The 25,327-nt window shown below is 46.3% G+C and carries 23 protein-coding genes; 4 read left to right on the top strand and 19 right to left on the bottom strand.

The annotated features are described in order from the left end of the window. Position 1 precedes the first annotated feature (1 nt). Positions 2-1,090, top strand: coding sequence for an outer membrane beta-barrel domain protein (locus tag ACYJZR_RS08725; protein WP_021453354.1), 1,089 nt, complete (start codon positions 2-4; stop codon positions 1,088-1,090). 80 nt (positions 1,091-1,170) lie between these two features. On the opposite strand, the gene ACYJZR_RS08730 is transcribed toward ACYJZR_RS08725, so the two are convergent. From ACYJZR_RS08730 to ACYJZR_RS08755, 6 genes are all read right to left on the bottom strand, one after another. Then, positions 1,171-1,797 carry a sugar O-acetyltransferase gene (locus ACYJZR_RS08730; RefSeq protein ID WP_005464401.1) on the bottom strand — a complete coding sequence of 209 codons (627 nt, stop codon included), beginning with the start codon at positions 1,795-1,797 and terminating at the stop codon, positions 1,171-1,173. Positions 1,798-1,979: 182 nt separating this feature from the next. Continuing rightward, on the bottom strand, positions 1,980-2,312 hold the full coding sequence (locus tag ACYJZR_RS08735; RefSeq protein ID WP_005464576.1) for a hypothetical protein: 333 nt from the start codon (positions 2,310-2,312) through the stop codon (positions 1,980-1,982). Positions 2,313-2,495: 183 nt separating this feature from the next. Then, the gene (gene cyaB / locus ACYJZR_RS08740) at positions 2,496-3,041 is read right to left on the bottom strand and encodes a class IV adenylate cyclase (RefSeq protein ID WP_070225800.1); all 546 of its coding nucleotides are present in this window, start codon (positions 3,039-3,041) and stop codon (positions 2,496-2,498) included. A gap of 87 nt (positions 3,042-3,128) precedes the next feature. After that, positions 3,129-3,563 carry an Mpo1 family 2-hydroxy fatty acid dioxygenase gene (locus ACYJZR_RS08745; protein ID WP_005464615.1) on the bottom strand — a complete coding sequence of 145 codons (435 nt, stop codon included), beginning with the start codon at positions 3,561-3,563 and terminating at the stop codon, positions 3,129-3,131. Positions 3,564-3,687: 124 nt separating this feature from the next. Next, positions 3,688-4,041, bottom strand: coding sequence for an MmcQ/YjbR family DNA-binding protein (locus tag ACYJZR_RS08750; protein ID WP_025525452.1), 354 nt, complete (start codon positions 4,039-4,041; stop codon positions 3,688-3,690). 33 nt (positions 4,042-4,074) lie between these two features. Beyond that, entirely contained in the window at positions 4,075-4,557 is a 483-nt protein-coding gene (locus ACYJZR_RS08755; protein WP_406965044.1) for a MarR family winged helix-turn-helix transcriptional regulator, read from the bottom strand. Between the two features lie 120 nt (positions 4,558-4,677). Between ACYJZR_RS08755 and ACYJZR_RS08760 the strand changes: the two genes are divergently transcribed. After that, the gene (locus tag ACYJZR_RS08760) at positions 4,678-5,565 is read left to right on the top strand and encodes a DMT family transporter (RefSeq protein WP_140169750.1); all 888 of its coding nucleotides are present in this window, start codon (positions 4,678-4,680) and stop codon (positions 5,563-5,565) included. Positions 5,566-5,623: 58 nt separating this feature from the next. On the opposite strand, the gene ACYJZR_RS08765 is transcribed toward ACYJZR_RS08760, so the two are convergent. From ACYJZR_RS08765 to ACYJZR_RS08825, 13 genes are all read right to left on the bottom strand, one after another. After that, positions 5,624-6,451 (bottom strand): helix-turn-helix transcriptional regulator, encoded by an 828-nt coding sequence (locus tag ACYJZR_RS08765; protein ID WP_140106138.1) that lies wholly within the window; start codon positions 6,449-6,451, stop codon positions 5,624-5,626. A 134-nt stretch (positions 6,452-6,585) separates the two neighbouring features. Then, positions 6,586-7,227, bottom strand: a complete 642-nt coding sequence (locus ACYJZR_RS08770) for an alanine--tRNA ligase-related protein (protein WP_406965041.1) — start codon at positions 7,225-7,227, stop codon at positions 6,586-6,588. 131 nt (positions 7,228-7,358) lie between these two features. Continuing rightward, positions 7,359-9,524 carry an Ig-like domain-containing protein gene (locus ACYJZR_RS08775; RefSeq protein ID WP_406965039.1) on the bottom strand — a complete coding sequence of 722 codons (2,166 nt, stop codon included), beginning with the start codon at positions 9,522-9,524 and terminating at the stop codon, positions 7,359-7,361. Between the two features lie 557 nt (positions 9,525-10,081). Further along, positions 10,082-11,590 (bottom strand): EAL domain-containing protein, encoded by a 1,509-nt coding sequence (locus ACYJZR_RS08780; protein WP_140332725.1) that lies wholly within the window; start codon positions 11,588-11,590, stop codon positions 10,082-10,084. Between the two features lie 352 nt (positions 11,591-11,942). Continuing rightward, a complete protein-coding gene (locus ACYJZR_RS08785; RefSeq protein WP_053320647.1) occupies positions 11,943-12,959 on the bottom strand; it encodes a manganese-dependent inorganic pyrophosphatase in 1,017 nt (338 codons plus the stop codon). A 263-nt stretch (positions 12,960-13,222) separates the two neighbouring features. Beyond that, entirely contained in the window at positions 13,223-14,494 is a 1,272-nt protein-coding gene (gabT, locus tag ACYJZR_RS08790; RefSeq protein ID WP_406965036.1) for a 4-aminobutyrate--2-oxoglutarate transaminase, read from the bottom strand. Positions 14,495-14,508: 14 nt separating this feature from the next. Then, a complete protein-coding gene (locus ACYJZR_RS08795; RefSeq protein WP_406965034.1) occupies positions 14,509-15,936 on the bottom strand; it encodes an NAD-dependent succinate-semialdehyde dehydrogenase in 1,428 nt (475 codons plus the stop codon). Between the two features lie 54 nt (positions 15,937-15,990). Further along, a complete protein-coding gene (gene aguA / locus ACYJZR_RS08800) occupies positions 15,991-17,073 on the bottom strand; it encodes an agmatine deiminase (RefSeq protein ID WP_406965032.1) in 1,083 nt (360 codons plus the stop codon). A gap of 12 nt (positions 17,074-17,085) precedes the next feature. After that, positions 17,086-17,952 carry an N-carbamoylputrescine amidase gene (gene aguB / locus ACYJZR_RS08805; RefSeq protein ID WP_281960779.1) on the bottom strand — a complete coding sequence of 289 codons (867 nt, stop codon included), beginning with the start codon at positions 17,950-17,952 and terminating at the stop codon, positions 17,086-17,088. Positions 17,953-17,969: 17 nt separating this feature from the next. Beyond that, a complete protein-coding gene (locus ACYJZR_RS08810) occupies positions 17,970-19,247 on the bottom strand; it encodes an NAD(P)/FAD-dependent oxidoreductase (RefSeq protein ID WP_169615764.1) in 1,278 nt (425 codons plus the stop codon). Between the two features lie 37 nt (positions 19,248-19,284). Continuing rightward, a complete protein-coding gene (locus ACYJZR_RS08815) occupies positions 19,285-20,769 on the bottom strand; it encodes an aldehyde dehydrogenase (protein WP_461715814.1) in 1,485 nt (494 codons plus the stop codon). A 35-nt stretch (positions 20,770-20,804) separates the two neighbouring features. After that, positions 20,805-21,362 (bottom strand): HTH-type transcriptional regulator PuuR, encoded by a 558-nt coding sequence (gene puuR / locus ACYJZR_RS08820; protein WP_005464588.1) that lies wholly within the window; start codon positions 21,360-21,362, stop codon positions 20,805-20,807. 18 nt (positions 21,363-21,380) lie between these two features. Beyond that, entirely contained in the window at positions 21,381-22,127 is a 747-nt protein-coding gene (locus ACYJZR_RS08825) for a gamma-glutamyl-gamma-aminobutyrate hydrolase family protein (RefSeq protein WP_077673052.1), read from the bottom strand. 340 nt (positions 22,128-22,467) lie between these two features. On the opposite strand from ACYJZR_RS08825, the gene ACYJZR_RS08830 reads away from it, so the two are divergent. Further along, on the top strand, positions 22,468-23,811 hold the full coding sequence (locus ACYJZR_RS08830; RefSeq protein ID WP_005485605.1) for a glutamine synthetase family protein: 1,344 nt from the start codon (positions 22,468-22,470) through the stop codon (positions 23,809-23,811). Positions 23,812-23,829: 18 nt separating this feature from the next. After that, on the top strand, positions 23,830-25,305 hold the full coding sequence (locus ACYJZR_RS08835) for a Na+/H+ antiporter NhaC family protein (protein WP_021449153.1): 1,476 nt from the start codon (positions 23,830-23,832) through the stop codon (positions 25,303-25,305). The last annotated feature ends 22 nt before the right edge of the window (positions 25,306-25,327 follow it).

Genomic DNA, 25,327 nt, shown 5'->3' on the forward strand with positions numbered 1-25,327 from the left:
AATGAAGAGATCGCTCCTCGCAGTACTTATTAGCAGTGTCGCTTTTCCGAGCTTAGCAACAGTAGAACTGACCGATAACTTATCGCTTAGCGGGTTTGGCTCCATTGCTTGGGCGCAGTCCGACAACGAAACTTCATTGCTCGTGAATCGATTTATTGATGATGACAGCTGTTTCGATTGCGACACCACATTCGGCCTCCAACTTGATTACTTCTATCAAGCTTTTCGTGCTTCTGTTCAAGTCGTCAAGCGACCGCAAGATCATTGGAGTGAACCCAAAGTAGAATGGGCTTACCTCGCTTACACCTATAACAACGTCGAAATTCGTGGTGGTCGATTGCGTTTGCCTGTATTCCTTATTTCTGAATACAACTATGTGGGACAAGCGTTTACCACCGCCAGACCTCCGAACGAAGTGTATGACAGCATTCTCGGGATCACGGCGTATGATGGCCTATCCGTTAGATGGAATTACGACCTTAATGAGAATGTGATGATCACTGCAATGCCGTTTGTGGGCTATGGTTACAGCAGCGACGTTACCATCAGTGAAGATACGGACATTAGTATAGACACCAACTATTCAGCAGGGCTTAACTTGACGTTAAGCGGTGATAACTACCGTTGGAACTTTGCGTATTTGAATGCCGAGTACGATCAAACCACCATACTTTCTAACGCCATGCAGCCCATACCTGGCCAAGGCAGCACGGCGGGAACAATACGGCTGAAAGATGAAGGCCAACACATCCAGCTGTTTTCACTGGGTGCAAAATATGAGTTTGACCGTATAACCGTCACAGCCGAAGGACAAACAAGCGATATCTCGACCTCGTGGTACGCCGCAACCAGCTACAACCTAAACAAGTTCACCCCTTACGTGGTTTATGGCCAGCAGTTTGACGACAACGAAAAGAAGACCGGTGACAGCGTCCTTACAGGGTTAAGGTTTGACGTGGATTACAACGTGTCAGTGAATGCCGAATGGCAACACTTTAAAGCTTTCAACAACGACTCCGGCGCGTTTTCTCTCCCACCAGCCGATACCAATGCCAACCTCTACACGGTGATGTTGAATTTCGTCTTTTAGTTACTCAATACAAACAAAGGCAGATTAGATAGTCCAATCTGCCTTTTCTTGTTTCTATCTATCGCTTCATGTGCCCAGCGTTAAGCCTCTTCTTGGTCGCTATAGACATTGCCCTCGACTTTACGATCCTTGAAGTAAAACTCTCGGTCATGCTCGCCGATTTCACGTAGCACACGACAAGGGTTCCCCACCGCAACTACATTACTTGGAATATCTTTGGTCACAACGCTCCCTGCACCAATAACCGAGTTTTCACCAATCGTCACTCCCGGTAACACCACTGAGTTTGCGCCAATCCAAACATTGTCTTCGATATGAACAGGAATATTGAACTGAGCCACTTCCCGACGTAAATCTGGCTCTATAGGATGTCCTGCTGTCGCAATCGTCACATTCGGGCCAATCATCACGGAATTGCCGATATAAATATAGGTGTCATCGACAAGTGTAAGATTGAAGTTGGCGTACACATTATCACCCAGATAAGTGTGACGCCCCCAGTTTGCTCGAAGCGGTGGCTCTAAATAACAGTTATCGCCCACAGCCCCAAGTAAACGCTGAAGAATTTCACCACGTTTTTCGCCCTCTGAAGGTCGCGTTTGGTTATAGTCATAGAGAATCTCTAGGCATTGCGTTTGCTGTTTTGCGAGTTCTTCGTCAGTACAAAAATAAATCTTCTGACTATGCAGCATTGATTGTCGGTCCATGTATCCATCTCATTTAACGTTCTATTACCTTCGGTCTTACAATAACCAATCACAGAGGCAGACCGGAGTATGTCTTTTAGAAACTAGCAGACCTTGCATGAACAAAATTTGCAAAAAATCATGGAAACCTTGCGGATTACTGCACGAAAAAATAGGAAGTTGCGCCATCGCACAAAATGAAATTAACTCACTGATGAATTGTTTTGCTTTGCTTTTTCTCGCTTCATCTTTAGCTGCTTATCTTTACGTTTTAGAGCACGGAAGAACTTGGACTCTTCGTGATACCAGCCCACAACACTAATCGGGAAACCAACTAACATCATGATGAAAAAATCTGCCGGAAACTGCTCCGTCACGTCCTGAAAAGTGTGAAGCTCTCCAAAGATGAACAAACCGATAATTTTACCCACCAACAATGCACAACAAATCATAAAAAACGATTTCATGATGTAGTGCCATTTTCCTTTCTTTCTCTCCTCTCGCCAATAAACATACTTATGTTCTCGGTTATACATTACTCCTCCACAAGGTGACAGCGTCACTCATTAAATGATAGTGTGGGTTCAGTGCCTCAGCACTATGGTAATCATAGTGCTGTTTACTAGGAGTTGCCTGTCAAACCAATGAGAAGAACACAAAAATGACATTGTGTTTTGGGAAGAATTCGCTTCGCGTTTTAGAAAGGAAAGAAATAGCGACTAAGCTGATAAAATCTCTTTGTATGAGCGATGCTCTCTATCCGCTTCGCTCAGATGAAACTGCTGCGCAAGTGCGACTAACCGCTCGCGATAGCGAGCCAAAGCAGTTTCGTCGTCGGTCATAATAGCGAACTCCGCAAAGTGACCAAAACCATCAAGAAAATCTAAGGTGATATGGAACTCGCCGACAAAGAAGATACTTCTGATTTTCTTGCTGCGTTGAATCACTTCGTAGCCCATGTTTTCGAGCATACTTTGAGCAGAATCTAACTTAGTGATATTTGTTGCTTCACAACGGTCAGCTTCTGGCCCTTTTACAATCCACAGTTTGATGCCGGCAGGCTGAATTTCTCTGAGCACTAAACTCTTGCCCTGCTGAGTCATCGTGCGTTGTCGGGTATCGTAAAACCAATCTGACTCTTGGTTGTTTTCGAACATGACTTCATGCTCAATCTGTCTGAGCGTGTTTAAAAATGCATCATGATTTTTTACTCGATACTTTAACTCGACTTCAAACTGCCCTTGGAAATGCGCGTCACTCACCACTCGCCTCTACTACATAAACGTCGAAAGGAGCCGAATACTACACTCAAAATCTTAATCGTGTTGTGGCAATACACTCAGCTTGCGCATTTAGTGCTTTCGAAACACCCAGATTGGGCCGATTAATAAGAACTGTAGGTCCTCAAAAAAGGATGGCTTTTTGCCCTCGATTTTGTGCCCAATGAACTGAAGAATCCACAAAGCGCCAAACAGCAGCATAGAAATGTGTAAGACGGGTAGCTCTAGAATCTCCAACGACCAAATCAAACCAATGCACGCTAACGTGTAACCGAGCATCATCATGAACACACTGAGAGATAAACGGAAATAAAAGACCCAAACCGGAATGACAGCGAACCAAACCCAGTTGAGCTGAAAACCTAAGATTGAAAGTTGAGGAATGGACCAAATAAGCCCTACCACAGAAAGATAAATACCCGGTACGGCAACTTTGTGAATTTTTTGATTGATTGGGTTTTGATGGCTTTCACCGTAGGCTTCTAACCAGTCAGATAGTGCTCGCATATCACTTCCCTTTTTACGCAACTTCTTTTTATATAGCCCGAGCTCAAAAAAGGTGCGAGTTTTTCAGCGAGCAATTGATGGTTTTCGTTATTGCCTAAATGCTTTCCTGAAATGCTATTCGGCTTCAGTGTTCAAGCAATGTACGTTGCGCTTTGGGCAGTTTCGCTACAACCAAATCGTAGGAGCGCTCGCACAAGTCTTGAATGAGACCATCTTCGACATCACCATTGAAATACACTGTGACCCAATGGCGTTTGTTAAGGTGGTAGCCCGGAGTGATGTCGGTAAACTGGGACGTTAGCACTTCTCCATCTTCCGGTTTCACTTTAACACTGACGTATTCTCGGCCACCACGCTCCGCGATTATCGCGAACATCTTGCCTTTTACTTTGAACACAAGCGCGTCAGGGCCAAAGGGGAAGTCACTTTCGGCGCACATAAATGTCTCTAAAAAGGATTCCAATTCTTTGATATTCATGCTCATTCCTTGTTTTCTTTGCAACGAGATTCGCTATTCAAATTGAGGCAGTAGTAACTTTAACGCCTGATTCACTTGTGACTTTTCGTCCGCCGACAATCCACTAATCAAACGATGTTGTACATCCACATGCTCTTGGATCAACGACTCAATCAATGCCAAGCCTTCAGTTGTTAGCTCAACAGTAACACTGCGTCGGTCTTCTTTACTGTGCTCTCTGGCAATAAAGCCTTTCTTTTCTAGCTTGTCTAAGCGGTTGGTCATCGCTCCGGACGTGAGCATCATCGACGCAATCAACTCTGATGGGGTGAGACGGTAAGGCGCTCCGGCACGGCGCAGCGTGGCTAACACATCAAATTCGCCCATTTTCAGGTCATATTGTTTGTGCAGATCAGCGACTCGACACTCCATATGCTTAGCAATGCGCATTAGCCTACCCATGATAGCCATTGGTTCGGTATCAAGATCTGGTTTTTCCTTCGCCCACTGCGTTACTACTCTATCAATTGCGTCCACGAGTTTTCTTTCTCCAATACGAATTCGGTCTGACGATTTATTTTAACATAAAGATACTTTACAAAAAGCAATCTAGCGCGTATCTTTACAATTAATTATCTCAACGTAAAGATATTTTACATGAACATATTACTCGCAATGATCCCCGCATTTTTCTGGGGCACAACTTATGCCGTTACGCAGTTCACTCTTCCAGACTGGCCGCCTGTGTTGCTGGGAGCACTGCGGGCACTGCCAGCCGGACTACTGCTACTGGCAATCAAACCTTCGCTGCCTAAAAAGCACGAATGGAAAGTGTTATTGGTATTGGGCACAATTAACATCGCTTTCTTCTTTGGCCTCATTTTTGTGATGGCGTTGACCCTACCTTCTGCAATTTCCGGTGTCGGCATGATTTCAGTCCCCGTCTTTGCCATGCTGTTTGGTTGGGCGGTTTACAAACGTCAGCCTAGCGCAATACAAGGTATTAGCGGCGCAGTGTTGATTGCGTTAGCGTGGTTCTTGTTCGATCCAAGCTCAATCTCGCTGAACCCTATCGGTTTAGGGGCGATGCTGGCGGCCATCATGTGCATCGTGATTGGCAGTAGCGCAACCAAATCACTCGGCACAAAAATGCATTGGTGGACGGTACTCACGTGGCAGTTGATTTTGGGTGGTGTATTGCTGTCTATCGCCGCGGCTGTGTTAGCTACCATCAATCCGCTGCCTTATGTGCAGGCCGTACAGAATATAGATATGACCAACACACTAGGGCTGCTGTGGGTCATTGTGCTCAACACCGCGCTAGGCTACGGCATGTATGTGTGGTTGTTGCAACGCATGTCTGTGGTCGACTTTACGTTTGGTGGCATTGCCAACCCGATTGCAGGGATCGTCTCTGGGTTATTGCTGTTGGGTGAAAACTTTACCCCACTCCAATACAGCTTGATGGTGGGCATGATTGTGATGTCTTTACTGCCTCAAATTTTAACGTCGTTGCGCGCAAGAAAAGAAGCAATAACGGTTTAAGTAATCATCCCCATCATATTCAAGAGAACGCCCGATTTTGTATCGGGCGTTTTGTTATTCAATTCGCTCTGAGCTGGGCTTGTTTTCGATAAGCAAGCGGTGTGACACCATATTCTTTTCTGAAACAGGCACCAAAATAAGAGGCATGCTTAAAACCACATAGCTCAGCTATTGCACTGACACTCGCGTCGCTATGGCACACCATTTTTTGTGCTGTATCTAGTCGTGCAGCCTGCAGCACGTCAGTAAACGTCGTCCCTTCCTTGTTCAACTTTCGTTTTACCGTCGACTCACTCATGTAAACCAGTTTCGCAATTTCTTTGAGCGTCCACGGCTTCGTTAGATCTTTAGAAATCAGCGCGCGAATACGTGAAGACAACGAAGAATATGAACGAGTTTCTGCCTGATTGGCGCTCTGGTCAAAGTGCATCAACAAATACAAAAGCATGCTGTTGATATCGAGCAATTCATCGTTTGAACGGTTACCACAACCCTTTTTGACCATTGCTTTTAATGCCGAGTAAATATCCACGATTCCCGGACGTAAAGTGAAACTCACCGCCACATTCCCCGAGAACACGCCATCGCAAAGCTCGCGGAAGTTCAACTGTTGATTGAGTTTTTCAATGAAACACGCAGCCAGTCTGAAACCCGAAATATTGGCATTTTCTACGAACGAATTGATGGCGATTTGCCCTTTGAAATCCGCGCCAATAGCGACCAAACAAGGTGGTTCAATAAACTGTTTAATGCCTTTAGAATCACATAACTCCAAAGCACAGTTATGGTTTAAGACAATGTAAAAATCCGTCGAGCTAATATCAAACTTTTGATTTATCGGACAGTGTTGCACCTGCCCATCAAGAACCTCAATCAAAGCCTTCATTTACATTTCCAAAATGAGTGTCAACGCTATCTTGAAACGATATGAACAAAGTGCGTGAATGTTAGTTCTCGCGGTCAGAGAGTCAATTTGAATTTTTTTAATCAGCGTTCAGAAATACTGAACGCTGAAATCGGTTAGCTAACCAGAGTAATTTCGACTCTTTCTTTTCCTTTACCAACGTTTTTACGTTTTAAGGCAATGCGGCCGACTTCAGAGGTGCGCTTAAGGTGTGTACCACCGCAAGGCACTTGAGCGAAGCCTTCCACTTTCCAATAGCGCCTTTCTTGGCCTTCGTCAGAGAATGCGCTCTCAATCTCAGCGTCCGAATCAATGACTGCCTGAGCTTGTTGTTGAAACTCCGCCAGCAGTGGCGTGATGCTTTCAGGCCATTCAAAATCAATTCGGCTTTTATCTGCGGAGATATGTGCGCCAACCTTCTGAATGTTTGCAAATTTTTGCGTGAACAGTTCAAGTATGACTTCCGCCGCAAAGTGGAGCTTCATCAACGCATAACGCCTTTGCCAGTCAATTTGAGTGATCACTTGGTCGCCAACTCGAAACGTGGGTTGACGTTTTAGAGTGTAAACAATGCGTGAACCAGACTTAACTGCAACGACGACAGGAATCCCGTCGATCGTACCTGCATCGCTCTCTTGTCCGCCGGATTCAGCATAAAAAATAGTGTGGGATAACTCGACTTCGTTGTCCGAAATTCGAGTTACCGTGGAGGTGAGTTCTGTTTGGTAAGGGTTTTTCCAAAATACCTTGACGGTCATATGGCCTTCCTTTGCACATAATATTGACGTACATCGATGCTACGCGGCTAATAAGTGAAGTCAAGCGTTGCTGATGAGATAAAAAATAAGCTCCCGAAGGAGCCTATTCACTTACTTTCACTAACTTTCAATTACTTAAGAGGAACGCCAGGCGCGTCAGACACGCAGGAAGCATAAGCCGGGTCTCGAGCATCCATCACCAACTGCGCTCGACCTCGATGCAGGTTAATGATGTCATACACGACGCCCTCATGATGCGGTAAATCCATTAGCGAGGTAGACCAATATTCCGAGTTCGCTGGCCAACCAAAACCTCCGCCATCTTTGTCTTCTTCATAGATGCTTTCAGTCCCGTCCCAAACACTGCCTCGTGATGCACGATACAAGCTAAACAACTCGTTGCGAGTGGCACGACGCCAGTTGTCACGGCCAGCAAAGTTTCTTACAGACAAATCATGACACCAGTTTGCGTATTGGCTGGTTAAGCCTGCGCGATCACGTCCGTATTGGTTGAACATCGCAAAGTCACCCTCAGGGCCGCGTGTACCGTCTTCCGTTTTGATGCCAACGTAAGTTTTTGGTTTTGTCGCGTCGTAGCTCAAAGGTTTAACAAGCTCATAGCCTAGTTTGTTCATGAGCTTCACTGATGGTGGTGCGGTAAATAGGCGACCATCTTCATCACTCGCTACCATCAAACACGCTTCCGCGCTTCCTTCTCCTGAACGAGGTTGTGGGCAAATAGAGATGGCAGACTCTTTTTCTTCCGCCTCTACAACCTTGACCTCAGAGATGCCTTTTAACTCCCCAAAGGAAGCTGAAATGGTGACCGAACCAAGCTGAGCACTATTTGAGAGTCCACCAGCAATCAAATCTAAAACCGCTTTATTACTGCTTCGCCATGTCACTCGATGCGTTACATCCTGAGTGGTTTCATCGCTATATTCACCGTAGGCATAAAATCGCTGGACGTTCTTTTTCTCTAGAGTGATTTCACTAGGATGAACATGGATTTTTTCTAACACCGCATTCGTTACTTGAATTTGCAATGGTGCACTGGTGATCGCATCTTTGGTGGCGTAAACCATTGCCTGCCCTACCGCAAGACCTTTAACGCGATCGCCTTCTAGTTGTAGGACATCTTGATTATCAACCCACCAAGCAACCTGTTCGGTCAACTCAACGCGGCTTTCATCGCTATAGACTCCTTGTGCAGACAGCAGGGTCGAGTTGCCTTTTGCCACGCTCGACGCATTCGTTGTCACTTCAATATTTGTTAGGATTGCATCGGTTACCTGCACTTGTATTGGCTCGCTTTGCACACCATCTGACGCAGCCGTCACCAACGCTGTTCCTTTATGTTTGGCTTTCACAACGTTGTCAACAATCTCAACCACATCGTTATCGACGTGCCAAGTGATACCTCGGGTGAGGTCGACTTGTTCACCATCGCTCAACGTTCCCATGACCACCAAAGGCTTATGTGTGCCCAACGGCATTTCCAGTGCGGTTGACGAAATGCCCATACTCACTAATACCGCAGGCGTGACAGTAATAGAACCATGCGTACTGGTTAAGCCATCAAGCTCGGCATAGATATCCGCGTCACCCTCATCTTGTGCGGTGAAAATGCCATTTGTGCCTGGCATGACAACGCTACAATCTGTGGAATCCCACTCTACGAGATGGCTAATATCACGGGTTTGTTTGTCAGTATATTCACCGTAAGCTTTCGCTTGAAAGCTTAGCCCTTTGGCAATCGCCTTATGTGGCAGATCGAAGTAAATGTTGGTCAACTTCGCGTCCACAACCTGTACGGTCATTTCGCTACTGAACTCATCTAGGTCTGCGCGAATGACCGAAACACCTGTTTTAAGCGCTGTAATCACACCGCGTTCGTCGATGTTAACAATGTCAGCATTTTCAACGTTCCAAACAACTTGTGATGTAAGGTCGTCTTGAGTGCCATCGTTATAAAAGCCGATGACTTTCACCTGCGCCAGCTCACCCTCTGCAAGCGACACACGGCTTTGGTTTAGTGCAATACGAGACACCACTTTGTCTGGTACTGGCGGCTCTGGAATAACGGGATCAGAAGGCTCCGGCGGCGTCACCTCTGGCGTTTCAGGAGCTTCCGGTTTTGAGATATCAGGAAACTCAGGCACTGGCAGTTCCGGTATTGGCGCTTCTATTTCTGGCTCGTCAGGTAATACTTCTTCTGGCAAGCTCATTGGTGGTTGGCTAGTGCTGCTTCCACTGTCGCTATTACAACCAAACAAACTCGTGACGAGTAATAGCATTGCGATCTTATTAAAAGTATTTTTGCTTATCATAGAGTCAAACATTCAAACTTTTATTATTAGACAACATTAAAAATTCAAATTATGAATACAAACAACTCAGCAATACCGCTGACTGCTTAGCGCTTCGTATGTATGAAACTTTTTCTCTAATTCAACCTCCAACTCAACTCTGTTTTTAGTATCTCTCATCAAGATGTTTTCTCGATAACGGGTAATTGCTGAAATTAATTCACTTTTGGCCATCGCTAATTGCTCGTCAAACGAGCACACGAACTCATGTTCACTCATCGTGATTCTCACAATACATAAATTTAGAAATTACATTCTGTTTATTTACTTCGACGACCATCTATGAGATGGCAAAAAAATGTAATGGGAAGTGCTCAATTCGACAATATACCAAATATCAAAATCGTCTCATCGTGATATAAAAATCAGCTCAAGTTTTCAATTTAAAGTTGGGAGTCACTTTTAATGACTTCCCTATTTTCTGGTAAACAATAGGCAAGAGAAAAGGTGCCACATTGGACACCTTTAAAATCAACGAACAGAAGTTACGCCTCCGGATTTGGTTCAGCAATATTCTCGATTGGCTCTGGCTTTGCGTACACATAACCTTGGATCAAGTAGATATTGTGCGTAGCCAAATACTCAATCTGCTTTCTGTTTTCTACGCCTTCGGCAATCATTTCACATTCCGCTTTCATCGCCGCAGACACAATAGAATCCAACACTTTGAGTTTTTGGTCGTCTGAGCCAATTGGATCAACGAACATTTTGTCCACTTTCAAGCAGCGAATACCCAAGTCCTGCAAGTAAGAAAAGCCACCATAACCTGTTCCAAAGTCATCAATTTTGAACTTGTAACCTTTGTTGGTGAGGTAGAGAATCTCTTTTTTCGCGGCTTCTACGTCTTTAACCGGAATTCTTTCTGTTAGCTCAAAATGAATTCGGTTTGCACACGGCCAATTCAAATCTGCCAACAGTTTGGTTAACGAACCGGTTTCTAAATGAGAAGAGACAATATTGACACTCACCCAAATCGACTCAGGCAGTGACTCAAGATCTTGGATGATTTTGCGAATCATCTGGTTCGTCATCGGAACAATCAATCCGCTCTCTTCTGCGGCGCCAATAAACATATTCGGTGGCACCAAACCATCGCGTCTTGACCAACGCACCAACGCTTCATAACCTACAGTTTGGCCATCTCTACTATCCACAATAGCTTGATAGTAAGGGATAAATTCGCCGTTATTGATACCGTTTTGAATCAGCCCTTTGATAGACTTTCTTAGGCTTTTACTTGAGATATAAAACAGCGCAAACACAATCCCAAGAATCAAAGTAGCAGGCACACCCCACACGAAAAGACGCTGATTCGCGTATGCGGCCAAGGCTTCACCACTGTAAATCTTGATGAGCATGTTGGCCTGAGATTCATCAGAGAAGAAAAACTCGCTCGATAGCGCATTGTCTTCATCAATAATGTTTGGCATGCCGCGACTAATTGAAAGGTCACCAAACATAGGTTCGTGATATTCAAATTTTACGAATAAGCACTCTTCACACGGCTCAGCAATAAGCTGTTTTACCCAACTGTTATCGAGAACCCAAAACACCTCAACGTGCTGATTGTCATAAATTACCATCCATTCTGCTTGGTCTTTGTATTCCGGCAAAATCAAGGAAACATAGAAGTTGGTATCTACTGGAACCCGTTCGGATGACGTAATTTCGGAGACAGGCATCCCTATGCTTGAACACGAGTCGCCATCTTCCGTGGTCATGCCAATAAACCGAATGTAGCGGTTGTAGTAACGAGGGTCACGCAGCACTTTCATATCATCAGATTGACAGTTGAAGTCGAGCTGGGCGATCTGTTTGGTAATGGCACTCTCTAAAAACGTGGATCTTTGATTTAAGTATTCAACCAACGTTTCGATTTTCGCCTCTTTGATATGCCCAACATATAAATTTGACAAAGCACTAAAAGCGACAGCAAAAATAATGATGGGGACTAGCCCTATTAAGATGGCATTTCTTATTGTCTTATTAGCCAAAACTCCTCCTAATGTTCTGCCACGAACAATTTTCAGTAAGCAGGTTCACTATCTCACTTTAATAAGTGGAAAAGTGGGGATGGACTCTCAATCGCAAAGAATAAGTGATTGAGCGGCAATTATTTGCTGAGACTACTGCTGCACATTGGCTTTTACAACTCTCTCGCATGAGATTATGAGCTAATAATGATAGCAATTGACCTTTATTATATACGCAATGGCTTATCGCAAGCGGGAGACTGTTTTCTTCTGCTCTTTTGCGTTGAATCTAAATTTCCGACTCTGTCTTGCCAAAAACGAAAAAACCACCTTTAACGGTGGTTTTTTCATTATTTTCAGTGTGGCTTAGTCACTAGAGTGATTCAATCGCTTGTTGAATTGCAGGACCAATTTGACGCTTGCGAGACGTCACGCCATCCAATACCAACATGTCATTGTCGATTTTCACATCAAAGGCTTTTGATAGCACTTTCTTATCTGCATCATCCGCCCAAAGCATGTTTGCGCGCTTGTGTTTAGTATCAGTGATCGAGAAGAACAGATAGTCAAGATTCTGTGCTTTCTTATACGCTTGAATAGCTTCGAAGAAGTCTTGCTTGCGGTTAATCAGTTGCTGCGCTCGCAGTGTTTCTGCCACACCGATGCCAACCTTCTTACCTGCAAACTCAAAGTTCTTGTAATCCATCGTCAGAATCGTTTCTGCTGAGAAATGGCTCAGATCCGATTTCGCCAACAACATTTGTTCACCAAAACCTTTGATGTCTTTGATTCCTGCAATGTCCGCCAGCTTTTGCGCGTACTGTTTATCATATTCAGTGGTAGTCGAAGATTGGAACACAACCGTGTCCGACAAAATAGCCCCTAAACCTGCACACGCAATATTCTTTGGCAGTTTAACGTTTAACTTCTCGGCATTTGCCGTAAGAATTGTTGCTGCAGAACCCCAAGCACGAATGTCCATCGTGACGATTTGCGGCATGCTGATTGGCGAACTGCCCATCGCGTGGTGGTCGATGATTGCCACGATGGAAGTTGGATCAACCGATTTTGCAAGTTGAGTCGATTGGTTGAAATCCACCAAACCAATGTGGTGAGAAGAGAAATCCGCCTTCACTTTTGGCGCGTCCATACCACAAAATTCAAACACAAACTTACTTTCTGGGTTCGCTTCGCCAGTTAACGCTGCTTCACCGCCGTAGATGTGTGACGCAAGGATAACGGAAACGGCACTATCGGTGTCTGGGCTCAAATGTCCAACCCATACGAGGTTGTCGGTATTATTGTTTGAAAGCGTGGTGAGATCCAAAGCGCCCTCAGCCAAACAGCTGAAAGAGGCAATCATGGTTAATCCAAGTAGTGAACGTTTCATTTGAGTCCTTAGTGGTGAGTGGTAAGTTACTATTGGTACTGCATAGACCATTGATTCAAATGTAATTTTTTCGAGTTGCCAATTCACCCGATATTCTTGGAATCGCAAACGTTTTTCGAGTCGATACACACTTTTTTATCGATTCCGCTTACAACTTAAACAGGATATTTAGTTAAGCGAAGGACGATTTTCCAAAAACAAAAAGGAAACGATTGGTGCCAACCGTTTCCTTTACTTGTGATTGCTATTTAAAAGCGCGTGAATTACGCCACTTCAAGAATCACTTTTTCCAACTTATCTAAGCCTTCACTAAGCACTTCAGGCTCAATGGTTAGCGGCGGCAACAAGCGAATCACGTTCGCTTTTACTCCACAAGAAAGCAGGATAAGGCCGTTTTCTTGCGCTTTAGAAATCACCGCTTTGGTCATCTCTTGCAGTGGTTTGCCTGATTCTGGGTCAGTAAATTCAATCGCCATCATCGCACCTGTAGTACGGATTTCACCGATAGCAGGCACTGACTGTTGCAGTTTAGTCATACGAGCATTGACCACTTCACCGATGCCCATTGCTTTAGCACACAAGTCTTCTTCTTCGATGATTTTCAGTACTTCAAGACCAGCAACACAGCCAAGTGGCGAGCCCGCATAAGTGCCACCTAAACCACCAGGTAGTGCAGAATCCATCACATCAGCTTTCCCAACTACCGCTGAGATTGGGAAACCACCAGCAATGCCTTTCGCCATTGTCATTAGGTCTGGTTCAATGCCTAGGTATTCTGTGGCAAACATTTTACCGGTACGAGCAAAACCCGTTTGGATTTCATCGGCAATCAGCATGATACCGTGCTTATCACACAGCTGACGCAAGCCTTGTGCAAACGCTTCTGGTGCTTTGTAGAAGCCGCCCTCGCCTTGCACTGGCTCGAAGATGATCGCCGCAACGCGCAAAGGTTCAATATCGCAAGCAAATAGATCATCGATCGCTTGTAAGCTTTGCTCCACACTGATGCCGTGGAACGCATTTGGGTACGGCGCGTGGTAGATTTCGTTCGGGAAAGGACCAAAGCCTGCTTTATATGGCGCAACTTTACCGGTTAACCCCATCGTCATGTTTGTACGACCGTGAAAGCCCCCTTTAAACGCTATCACGCCGCTACGACCAGTATGAGCGCGCGCTACTTTCACTGCGTTTTCGACTGCCTCAGCGCCAGTGGTCAGGAAGATCGCTTTCTTCTTAGTCTCACCTGGTGCAAGTTCTGTCAGCTTTTCTGCCAGCTCAACGAACGACGCATACGGCGTAACCATCGCACACGTGTGCGAGAAGTTATCCAACTGAGCTTTTACCGCTTCACTGATACGTTTGTGAGAATGCCCGGTATTGGTTACTGCGATGCCTGCAGCAAAGTCGATGTATTTGTTGCCTTCGATATCCCATACGTAAGCGTTTTCAGCTTTCTCGACGTAAAGCGGGTACAGTGCGCCCATGCCTTGAGCGATAACTTGGCTTCTTCTTGCGTGTAGTTGTTGGTTTGTCATTGTCTTGTCCTTAATTAGTTGCCGCCAAAGCAGAGATATTTCACGTCCATGTATTCATCGATACCTTGTTTTGCTCCTTCGCGTCCGATGCCGGACTGCTTAACACCACCGAAAGGAGCGACTTCAGTAGAAATCATGCCTTCGTTAATGCCGACCATGCCGTATTCAAGCGCTTCTGCGATTTTCCAAACACGGTGGATGTTTTGGCTGTAGAAGTACGACGCAAGACCGTAAATGGTGTCGTTCGCCATTTCGATCAGCTGTGCGTCACTGTCAAAACGAATCACTGGTGCGACAGGGCCAAAGATTTCCTCAGAGACAATCTTCATGTCGTGAGTAACGTCTTTGAGCACCACTGGCTGCATAAATAGACCATCGAGCTTTTTAAGTTCTGTAACTGGCTTAGCGCCTTGTTCAATAGCACCGTCGATAAGCGCTTGAATGCCTTGCTTTGCCGATTCGCTGATCACTGGACCAATATTCACGCCCTCTTCTAAGCCGTTACCGACGTTGAGCTGCTGAACCGCAGCGTCGAACTTAGCAACGAACTCATCATACACTTTGCTGTGTACGTAGAAACGGTTCGCACACACACACGTTTGACCTGCGTTACGGAATTTCGACGCCATCGCGCCCGCCACAGCTGCATCAATATCCGCATCATCGAATACGATAAATGGCGCGTTGCCACCTAGCTCCATTGAGGTACGTTTTATGTCAGCCGCGCTTTGCTGCATCAGCACGCGACCAACTTGAGTAGAGCCAGTGAAAGACAACTTACGAATCAACGGATGCGAAGTGAAGATAGCACCTACCTGACGGGAATTTTCACCTAGAACCACTTGCAGCACATCGCGTGGAATACCCGCTTGATAGGCAAGCTCTGCGACCGCAAACGCAGACAGCGGAGTAGATTCAGATGGTTTTACGACAAAGCTACAACCTGCCGCTAAAGCTGGACCTGCTTTGCGTGTGATCATCGCAATTGGGAAGTTCCAAGGTGTAATCGCACAGGCAACACCAATTGGCTGTTTGATGGTCACCAAACGCTTGTCTGCACTCGGCGCAGGAATCGTCTCACCGTAGGTACGTTTCGCTTCTTCAGCAAACCATTCGATAAAGCTCGCGCCGTAAAGCACTTCACCTTGAGCTTCAGCCAGCGGCTTACCTTGTTCTAACGTCATCAAACGGCCAAGGTCGCCTTTGTTTTCTAACAGGAGTTGGAACCAACGATTGAGCATGCCAGCACGCGTTTTTGCTGGCAGTGCCGCCCATTCTTTCTGCGCGACATGGGCACGTTCAATGCTATTTAAAATATCGTTCTCAGTTGAGACAGGTGCGTACCCGAGAAGCTCTCCGGTCGCCGGATTAGTCACTGCAATGCCCTGTTGTGGGTTCGCTACCATAAACGAAACAAGGCTTTGGTTTTGTATCTGTTGCATGGTCATTCCTTTTGACAACTCATCATTACCGCTGAGTCAGCGGCGAGCTTGTGTTTAAGCGGGGATCTGCTGCGTAATGCAGTGAATGTTCCCTCCGCCGAGTAGAACCTCTCTCGACGGTATCGCGATGATTTGGTATTCCGGCATCGCGTTTTGCAAAATATCGATCGTAATGGCGTCGGTGTCCTCATCCAACATCGGTAAGAACACATGTCCGTTGACGATAAGAAAGTTCGCATAAGAGGCACTTAGACGTTCGCCAGCTTGTCGACTCATTCCTGAACTGGCGTCAATGCCATTGGCTTCGCGCTCGCTATAATGCAACGGACCCGGTAGTGGCAAACGGACAATTTCAATCTCGCGCCCTTTCGCATCGTGCTGCGATTTCAGCACTTGCTCTGCTTGACGAGACAACGCGTATTGCGGATCGCTTGAGTCATCGGTCCAACTCAGTACCACCTTACCCGGTGCGATGACGTGCATCAGGTTGTCAACATGGCCGTCTGTTTCGTCATTGAATAAACCATTTGGCAACCAAATGATTTTTTCGATGCCGAGATACGCCTTTAACTGCTCTTCGATTTGCGCTTTGCTCAATTGCGGATTTCGCCCCGGACTGAGTAAGCACTCTTCTGTGGTGTAAAGGGTGCCTTCACCATCGGTGTGAATCGCCCCACCTTCAAGTACAAACGGTGCGCGGTAATAATCTATACCTATGATGTCGCACACCGAGCCAGCGACAAGATCGTCCTGCTGCCAGTTATCGTAAAGCCCGTTGTATTCGCCGCCCCACGCGTTAAATTGCCAACTAATCCCACGGCGCTCGCCCGCCTGATTCACGAGCACGGTCGGTCCAATATCGCGCATCCACGCATCGTTAAATGGGATTTCCACCAAACGTACGTCTGAATGGAGCATTTGACGCGCTCGGTCAAAGTTGTGCGAGCATACCGCCACGCACACCTTGGTCACTTCCGCGATTAAGTTCGCGATTCTGGCAAAGGTTTCTTGCGCGGGTAACGCGTCATCACGCCAGTTGTCTTTCCTTTCTGGCCACGCTAGCCAAACTTCACTAACCGGCTGAAACTCAGCCGGAAAATAGAAGCCATCTTGCGCTGGTGTTGTCGATAACTTCATTTTAACGCCTCTTTAAACAGCTAGTTTACCAACGCTGGTGTAAAGGTCTGGACGACGGTCGCGGAACAAGCCCCATGCGTGACGCGCTTTCGCTGTCGCAGCGAGATCGATTTCTGCGTAAATAATGGTTTCACCTTCACGTGGTGCTTCGGCAATTTTTGCACCAGTGTGGTCAGTGATAAAAGAAGAGCCGTAGAACGTGGTCTCGATACCATCATCGACCTCAGTGCCCACTCGGTTTGACGCAACCACTGGAACGAGGTTTGCTGCCGAGTGACCTTGCATTGTACGTTGCCAGTGGTCACGCGAGTCCAACGTTGGGTCTTGAGGCTCAGAACCGATTGCAGTTGGATAGAAAATCGCTTCCGCGCCGTGCAGAGCCAAGCTGCGCGCAAGCTCTGGAAACCATTGGTCCCAGCAAATGCCAGCACCGAACTTACCGAACTTGGTTTGCCACACTTTGAAACCGGTATCGCCAGGGCTAAAGTAGTATTTCTCGCTGTAGCCCGGGCCGTCAGGAATGTGTGACTTGCGGTAGTTATCTAGTACCGTGCCATCGGCATCTATCATCACTAGCGAGTTAAAAAACGTGTTGCCCGCTTTTTCAAAGTAGCTAACAGGAATAACAACGCCGAGTTCTTTCGCCAGTGCGCTCATTTCCTGAATAAGGTGGCTATTTGCCGTCTCTTCTGCGAGCTCGAAATACTTCGCTTCTTGTTTTTTGCAGAAGTAAGGTGCAGCGAACAGCTCTTGAGGAAGAATCACGTTCGCACCGTTTTGTGCTGCTTCGCGAATCGCCTTTTTGGCTTTAGCTAGATTTTCTTCCAGGTCCCAGTTTTTCGTCAGTTGAAGGGCTGCAAATTTCACTACTTTGCTCATTGGATATTCCTTATCTCTTAAATCGCCAGTTTGTCACGTAGGTTGTAGTAAGCCGCGCCCATTGCCGTAAACGGAATTTGGAAATGGCGGCCCCCCGGGAAGGAGTAATGTTTCAAAGCCGCAAACGCGTCAAAGCGTTCTGCGTGTCCGGTCAAGGTTTCAGCCAGCAACTTACCTGCTAGGTGAGTACACGTTACACCGTGACCGCTGTAGCCTTGTAGGTAGTAAATGTTGTCTGCAAACGAGCCAAATTGCGGCATGCGTGAGTAAGTCAGTAAGAAGTTACCCGTCCAGGTGTAATCAATCTTGATGCCTTTCAATTGTGGGAAGACTTTCTCCATCTTCGGACGGATCAGTGCTTCGATGTTTTCTGGGTCACGTGCGCCGTAAACCACGCCACCTCCGAATAACAAACGCTTGTCGGCGGTTAAGCGGAAGTAGTCAAGCAAGTAGTTACAGTCTTCAACGCAGTAGTCACTGGTTAGCACTTGTTTTAACTGCTCATCACTCAAAGGCTGAGTCGCTACCACTTGCGTGCCACACGGAATCGCTTTGTTGCTGATGTTTGGTGCCAAACCACCAAGGTAGGCGTTACCTGCCAGTACCACGTACTTGCTCTTCACGCTGCCTTGTGCCGTTTTCACTACTGGGTTAATCCCTTTGTCAATCGACACGACCGCCGACTGCTCAAAGATTTGACCACCTAGAGACGTAAACGCAGCGGCTTCACCTAATGCCAGTTTCAGTGGGTGAATATGACCACCGCGCATATCTAGCAAACCGCCAGCGTACACTTTCGTACCTACCGCTTGTTCTACCTCTCCTGCGTCAAGCAGAGTCAGTTGGTCGTTTCCGTAACGCTCCCAGTTCTTCTTATGTTCTTCTAGCCCTTTGAGTTGTTTACTGTTCAGTGCCGTGAACAAGCCACCTTGCTTGTAATCACAGTTGATGTCGTATTTGTCAATCAGGCCACGGATGATATCGCCGCCTTCAAAAATCATATCGCACAGAGCTTTAGCTTGGTTTTGGTCGTAACGGCTTTCAATCACGTCAACATCTCGGCTGTAGCTGTTAACGATTTGGCCACCGTTACGACCAGTTGCTCCAAAGCCCACTTTTGCGCTTTCTAACACAACGACTTTAAAACCTTTTTCTGCAAGGTGCAGCGCAGAAGAAAGACCAGAGAATCCCGCACCGACTACACACACATCGCACTCGATGTTGTCTTGCAGTTGTGGGTATTCCGGCATGTTTGGCACAGAGTGCGCGTAGAACGAATCCGTATGCTTGTTCATAGAACTATTCCTTTATTTATCGTAATCGTCAGCAGGCTTAAGAATGGAGGCGAATCCAAGTGGTTTTGGTTTCGGTGAATTTTTCGATCGCGTGGAGAGACTTGTCTCGACCGTTTCCGCTCATTTTGAATCCGCCAAATGGGACCGTCATATCACCTTCGTTGTAGTTGTTGACCCAAACCGAGCCGGCTTGCAGTCGTTTTGCTACGCGATGAACACGGTTGATATTGCTGCTCCAAAGTGCAGCACCTAAGCCGTACTTCGAATCGTTAGCGATCTCAATTGCTTGCGCTTCATCTTTGAATGGAATGACACACAGCACTGGACCAAAAATTTCCTCTTGGGCGACGCGCATCTTGTTGTCGACGTTGTCTAAAATGGTTGGGAAAACAAATGCGCCCTGCCCATCGACATCGCCGCCACAACGTACGTTTGCACCTTCTGATTCACCTAACGAGATGTATTCCAACACTTTTGATTTATGATCTTGGTCGATAAGCGCACCCATGGATGAACTTGGGTCCATTGGGTCTTTTGGCGTGAACGCTTTCGACGCTTGAATAACTTTTTCTATGAACTGATCTTTGATGCTTTCGTGAACAAGCAGACGGGTTGCCGCGACGCACACCTCACCTTGGTTGTAGAAACACCCAGCGGCGGTTTCTGCTGCTGCGCGGTCTAAATCATCACAATCTTCAAACACGATGTTCGCGTTCTTGCCGCCCGCTTCTGCAAACACACGCTTTAGGTTGCTCTCACCCGAGCTGACCATCAGTTGACCTGCAATGCGCGTCGAGCCTGTGAAGGCGATGCAGTCTACGTCTTGGTGTTTCGCCAGCGCGTCGCCAGCTTCATGACCAAAACCCGTCACGACTTGGAAAACGCCTGTTGGCAAGCCCGCTTGAGAAGCAAGTTGACCTAGGAATATCGCGGTGAGAGAAGATTTTTCTGAGGGTTTTAAGATCACGCTGTTACCAGCCGCTAAAGCAGGGCCAAGCTTCCAACACGCGAGCCAAAGTGGGAAGTTCCACGGCACAACCGCGGCAACCACGCCAATTGGCTGATGGGAAATAAAGGCATGTACGTCTTTTTCCGTTGGGGCAACTTCACCGTACACTTTGTCGATAGCTTCTGCATACCAGCGCAAAGAGTGTGCTGCGCCAGGAATATCGGTAGAGAAGCTGTGAGAAATAGGTTTACCAGTATCGAGAGTTTCTAATAGTGCTAACTCTTCTTGGTGTTGATCAATCAGGTCAGCAAACTGTTTAAGCACTGCTTTACGATGAGCTGGGCTGCTTTCACTCCAAATACCAGATTGAAATGCTTGGCGAGCGTATGATACCGCGAGGTCGACATCTTCACTTTGGCAACGGGCGATGTCGGTGAATATCTCGTCTGTTGCTGGGTTAACTACCGGGATGGTTTGCCCTGTTAAAGCGGCACTGTATTCACCGTTAATGTACGCCCTGTTTTCGATGTTTAGATTGTTTTTTAGCTCAATCCATTGCTCTTGGGTTTTCATACGCTCTCCTTGTGATCACACAAGGCAAGCCCCCACTAAAATGTGGTTGGCGTATGCGCACTTATCAATCGACAAGCCTTGTCTGTGTGATTCGTAAATCGATGTGGCTTCGTCGTATCAATTATGTACGACTCGCCGGCTGTGAGGACGTAGGAGTGGCCTTTGTACTCTAGAGTGATTTCTCCCTCTAAAATCGTGCCGACCTCTTCGCCTTCGTGTCTGATTTCCGCCGCACCTGTTGTTCCATGTGGTGCGTATTCTTCGATCAAGAATCCAATAACTTGATCTTTGTCGCCATTCGTCACTAGTTTCATGGATACCGTCTCGCTCCCAATTTCCACGAGATCTGACGGTTTGAAGACCACTTTCACTTCATCATTCGAAGATTGTTCAAAAATGAAAAACTCCGACAGTGATAAAGAAAATACGTTGACGATTTTTTGTAGTGAGCTGACCGACGGGCTCACTTTGCCATTTTCAATGGACGAGATTGCACTGTGGGTAATACCAGCGCGTTCGGCTAATTCCCTTTGTGACAATCCATGTTTTTTACGTAACTGAACAATATTTTTACCAATCTCATGATTGTCCATTCATGCAGCTCCAAACGTTTAACGAGAGGCTGCCATCATAAATTCATTGAATAAAATTTGAGAGAAATGATTGTTTTTTGCTTTCCATTCTGGGTGCCACTGCACGCCAACGAAAAATTTTTGTTGCGGAAGACTAAATGCTTCTACTAGGCCATCCGGGGCTTTAGCTTCAACTTGCAGCTGAGGGGCAAGCTGATCGACGCCTTGATTGTGCAGCGTGTTCACTTCAAAAAAGGTGGTATTTTCCCAGTGATTTTGTGCCAACCATTGTTCAAACAAACTCTGCTTTTGCACTAATACCGCATGAGCGGGCGCGTATTTTTGTTCGAAATCTTCAACAGTCGCTTCGCGATGATCATTAAAGCCTGAGTCGTGAACGGCTGGGTTTAATGAGCCGCCTAGTGCAACATTCATCTCTTGGAAACCGCGACAGATACCAAGACACGGAATGTTTTGGTCTACCGCGTGACGAATTAACGTCAGTGATAGTTCATCACGCGCTTCATCTTTATGGCTTTCTTCATGTGTTGCATTGTATCGATGCGGAGCAACATTCGAATGACTACCAGGAAATAGGAAGCCATCACACATGTCTAATATGGTGGCTACGTCGTCTCCCGACATTTCTGGAGCTAACATAATCGGTAGCCCTCCAAAATCCTTAACGGCGCGTAAGTAAAAGTCGTTGACCGCTTGTATCTGATAGCCACCTAACTCTTTAGTGCAGCTAACCACACCAATGATGGGTTTGCGTGTTCCTGACATGATATTTCCGTGTTCGATTTATTTAACATTTACCCTACAAACCATGTACAAAATTATCAACACGGATATTCGTTATTATCGTCACAACGTGATCTAACGCACTATTTAGGCCACTAAATTGAATATTTATGCTCATTATATTGAACAAAACAAAACCAACTGTTACAAAATAGTTAACAGAAAGACATAAAAACCAGCCGTTAAACACCAAAAGCACAGTATAAGTGCATGTTTAAATTAAAAATAACCTGAAAAACAAACGATTTAATTAAAGCACTGTAATTTATTTGTTAATTTGGTTATTTCTAATTTCTACTCGTCAGGCTATTTGGAGAAGAAAATGGAATCGTATCTACAGGAAGTACAAAATTTTAAACAAAAATGGCCCGATATAGAATTTATCGACCTTATCTTTACCGATATCAATGCCACTCCAAGAGGAAAGCGCATCCCGATAGACGCACTAGAGAAACTTGATAAAGGGGTAGCACTCCCCCTCTCGACCATCACCCTCGATACTAAAGGTAACGTCGTTGAAACTGCGGGCTTGGGCGAAGATCTCGGAGAGCCAGATCACCTGTGTTACCCAATCAGCGGTACCTTGATGCCAACGGCAAAGGAACAAGTTGGCCAACTACTGCTTAGTATGATGGATGAAACCGGGGAACACCCTAACCCACTGTTCATCCGCAACATTCTCGCGTCTATGTTGCAAACGCTGCATGCCAAAGATCAGTACCCATGTGTCGCGCTAGAGCTAGAATTCTATTTAATCGACAAAACTCGTGGGGAAAATGGCGAACCATTAACGGCAATTAATCCAACGAAGAAAACACGAGAAAAAGACACCGAGGTTTACGACCTTGATGGATTAGATGACTACGCAGATTTCTTGACCGATCTTAATCGAATCGCATTAGAGCAAGGGTTGAATACGTCCGGCGCTCTTTCTGAGTCTGCACCGGGACAGTTCGAAATCAACTTCAACCATTCCAAAGATGTACTGCGAGCGTGTGATGAGATCATCATTGCAAAACGTTTGATTCGCCAAGTGGCTCACCAGCACGGGTTTGATGCGACATTTATGGCGAAACCTTTTGGTGAACAAGCGGGTAATGGCATGCACATTCACCTCAGCTTGGTTGATAAAGATGGTAACAACCACTTTAGTCAAACCGATGGTCAAGCTAGCCCCTTCTTCTATCAAACCATGGCAGCCATGTTGTCACAAACCTCCGATGCCATGGGTTTGATTTGTCCGAACGTTAACTCCTTCCGCCGCTTTTTACCGGGTGCGTATGTGCCAACAAAAGCTGACTGGGGAGAAAACCACCGAGGCGTGGCGCTGCGTGTGCCGATTAGCGACAGTAAAAACCGTCGTATTGAGCATCGTATCGCTGGCGCTGACGTTAACCCTTACATTCTCGCTGCAGTAGTACTTTCCGCAGTATTAGCGAGTGATAACTACACCAAAGACCAATGTCCGCCAACCTTAAGTGACGATGCTGTTGAACTGCCGCTGCGTATGTCAGAAGCGCTAGAGCGACTGGAGCACAGCGAGTTGGCTCAATACATCTCACAAGACTTTATTGACTTGTATCTAGCTTGCAAGCGGAGTGAACTCGCAGAATTTGAGCGAGCGATTACTCCATTGGAAATCGACTGGATGTTGCACTCGGCATAAACAAAGGAAATGCACTTTATGACAACGCAAACCAAGGCGCTGGATGCGCCGCTTAAAATCAATACTCAACATATTATTGTTTCTTTAATCTCAGTTGCGACGTTTATCTTTTTTACCACTATCGGATTAAATCATGAGGAAGGCGAAGCCTACGGATGGATGAGTCTTCTGCCAACCGCGTTGGTTTTGGTCTTTGCCCTCACGACACACCGAACTGTGGAAGCCCTTTTTAGTGGCGCAATTGCTGGGGTACTTTTGCTCAATCCAACTGAAGCAGTCGAGCAAATTGTCGATATTTCGATGAGTGTGATGATGGATGAAACCATCGCATGGATCATCCTCGTATGTGGTTTGATGGGCGGTTTGATTGCCGTGTTGGAGAAAGGCGGCAGTATTTTGAGCTTCTCCGATATGCTTGTCACCAAGGTCAAAAGCCGCAAGCAATCGATGTTGATGACATTTGCTCTGGGTATCCTGATCTTTATTGATGACTACTTAAACGCAATTGCAATTTCATCATCGATGAAAAAAGTCACTGACGGCTACAAGATCTCTCGTGAAAAGCTCTCTTATCTAGTGGATTCAACCGCAGCGCCTATCTGTATTCTGGTGCCGATTTCCACTTGGGCCATCTTCTTTAGCTCGCTGCTAGAAGCAAACGGCGTCGCTGAAGCAGGCCAAGGTATTCAGACATATATGCAAGCAATTCCTTACATGGCTTACGGCTGGGTAACTTTGGTGATTGTTCTGCTGGTTGCGATGGAAAAAATCCCTGACCTCGGCGCAATGAAAAAAGCAGAAGAGCGTGCGAAGAATGGTCAAGTTCGTCCAGACGGCGCAACCGATGTGGACTTTGGTTCTGAAGTTTCTGCGCACACCAATCCGACAATGGGTCTGATCAACTTCCTTTTACCGATGATCGTCCTAGTTGCTGCCAGCTGGTACTTTGGTATCGACCTACTGGCGGGGGTTTTCGTCGCGCTGATCTTCACCATTAGCTTCTACGGCGCACAAAAACTGATTTCAATGAACGATATGTTCGAAGCTGTTTATGATGGCATTAAAGTCATGCTACTGCCGCTTGCAACCGTAATTGGCGGCTTCATGCTGAAATCCGTCAATGACTCGCTAGGTGTCACGCAATACGTGATTGAGACCGTAAGCCCTTACTTATCGGCGTCTTACTTCCCTGCGATTATCTTTATGATTACTGGTGCGTTGGTCTTTGCTACTGCATCTTCTTGGGGAACATTCGCGGTAGCGATGCCAATCGTTCTGCCTTTGGGTGAACAGCTTGGCGTGCCACTACACTTAACCGTTGCGGCTCTACTTTCGGCATCAGCGGCCGGTAGCCACTCTTGTTTCTTTAGTGACTCTACCGTGTTGTCTGCACAAGGCTCTGGTTGTACATCCATGCAACACGCGACGACACAGTTCCCTTATGCGCTGATTGGTATTGTTGCAACCGCGATTTTCTTCTTCATCATCGGTTAAGATTAACCCTAAAAGAAAAAGC

Source organism: Vibrio sp. RC2502, from assembly GCF_054850435.1.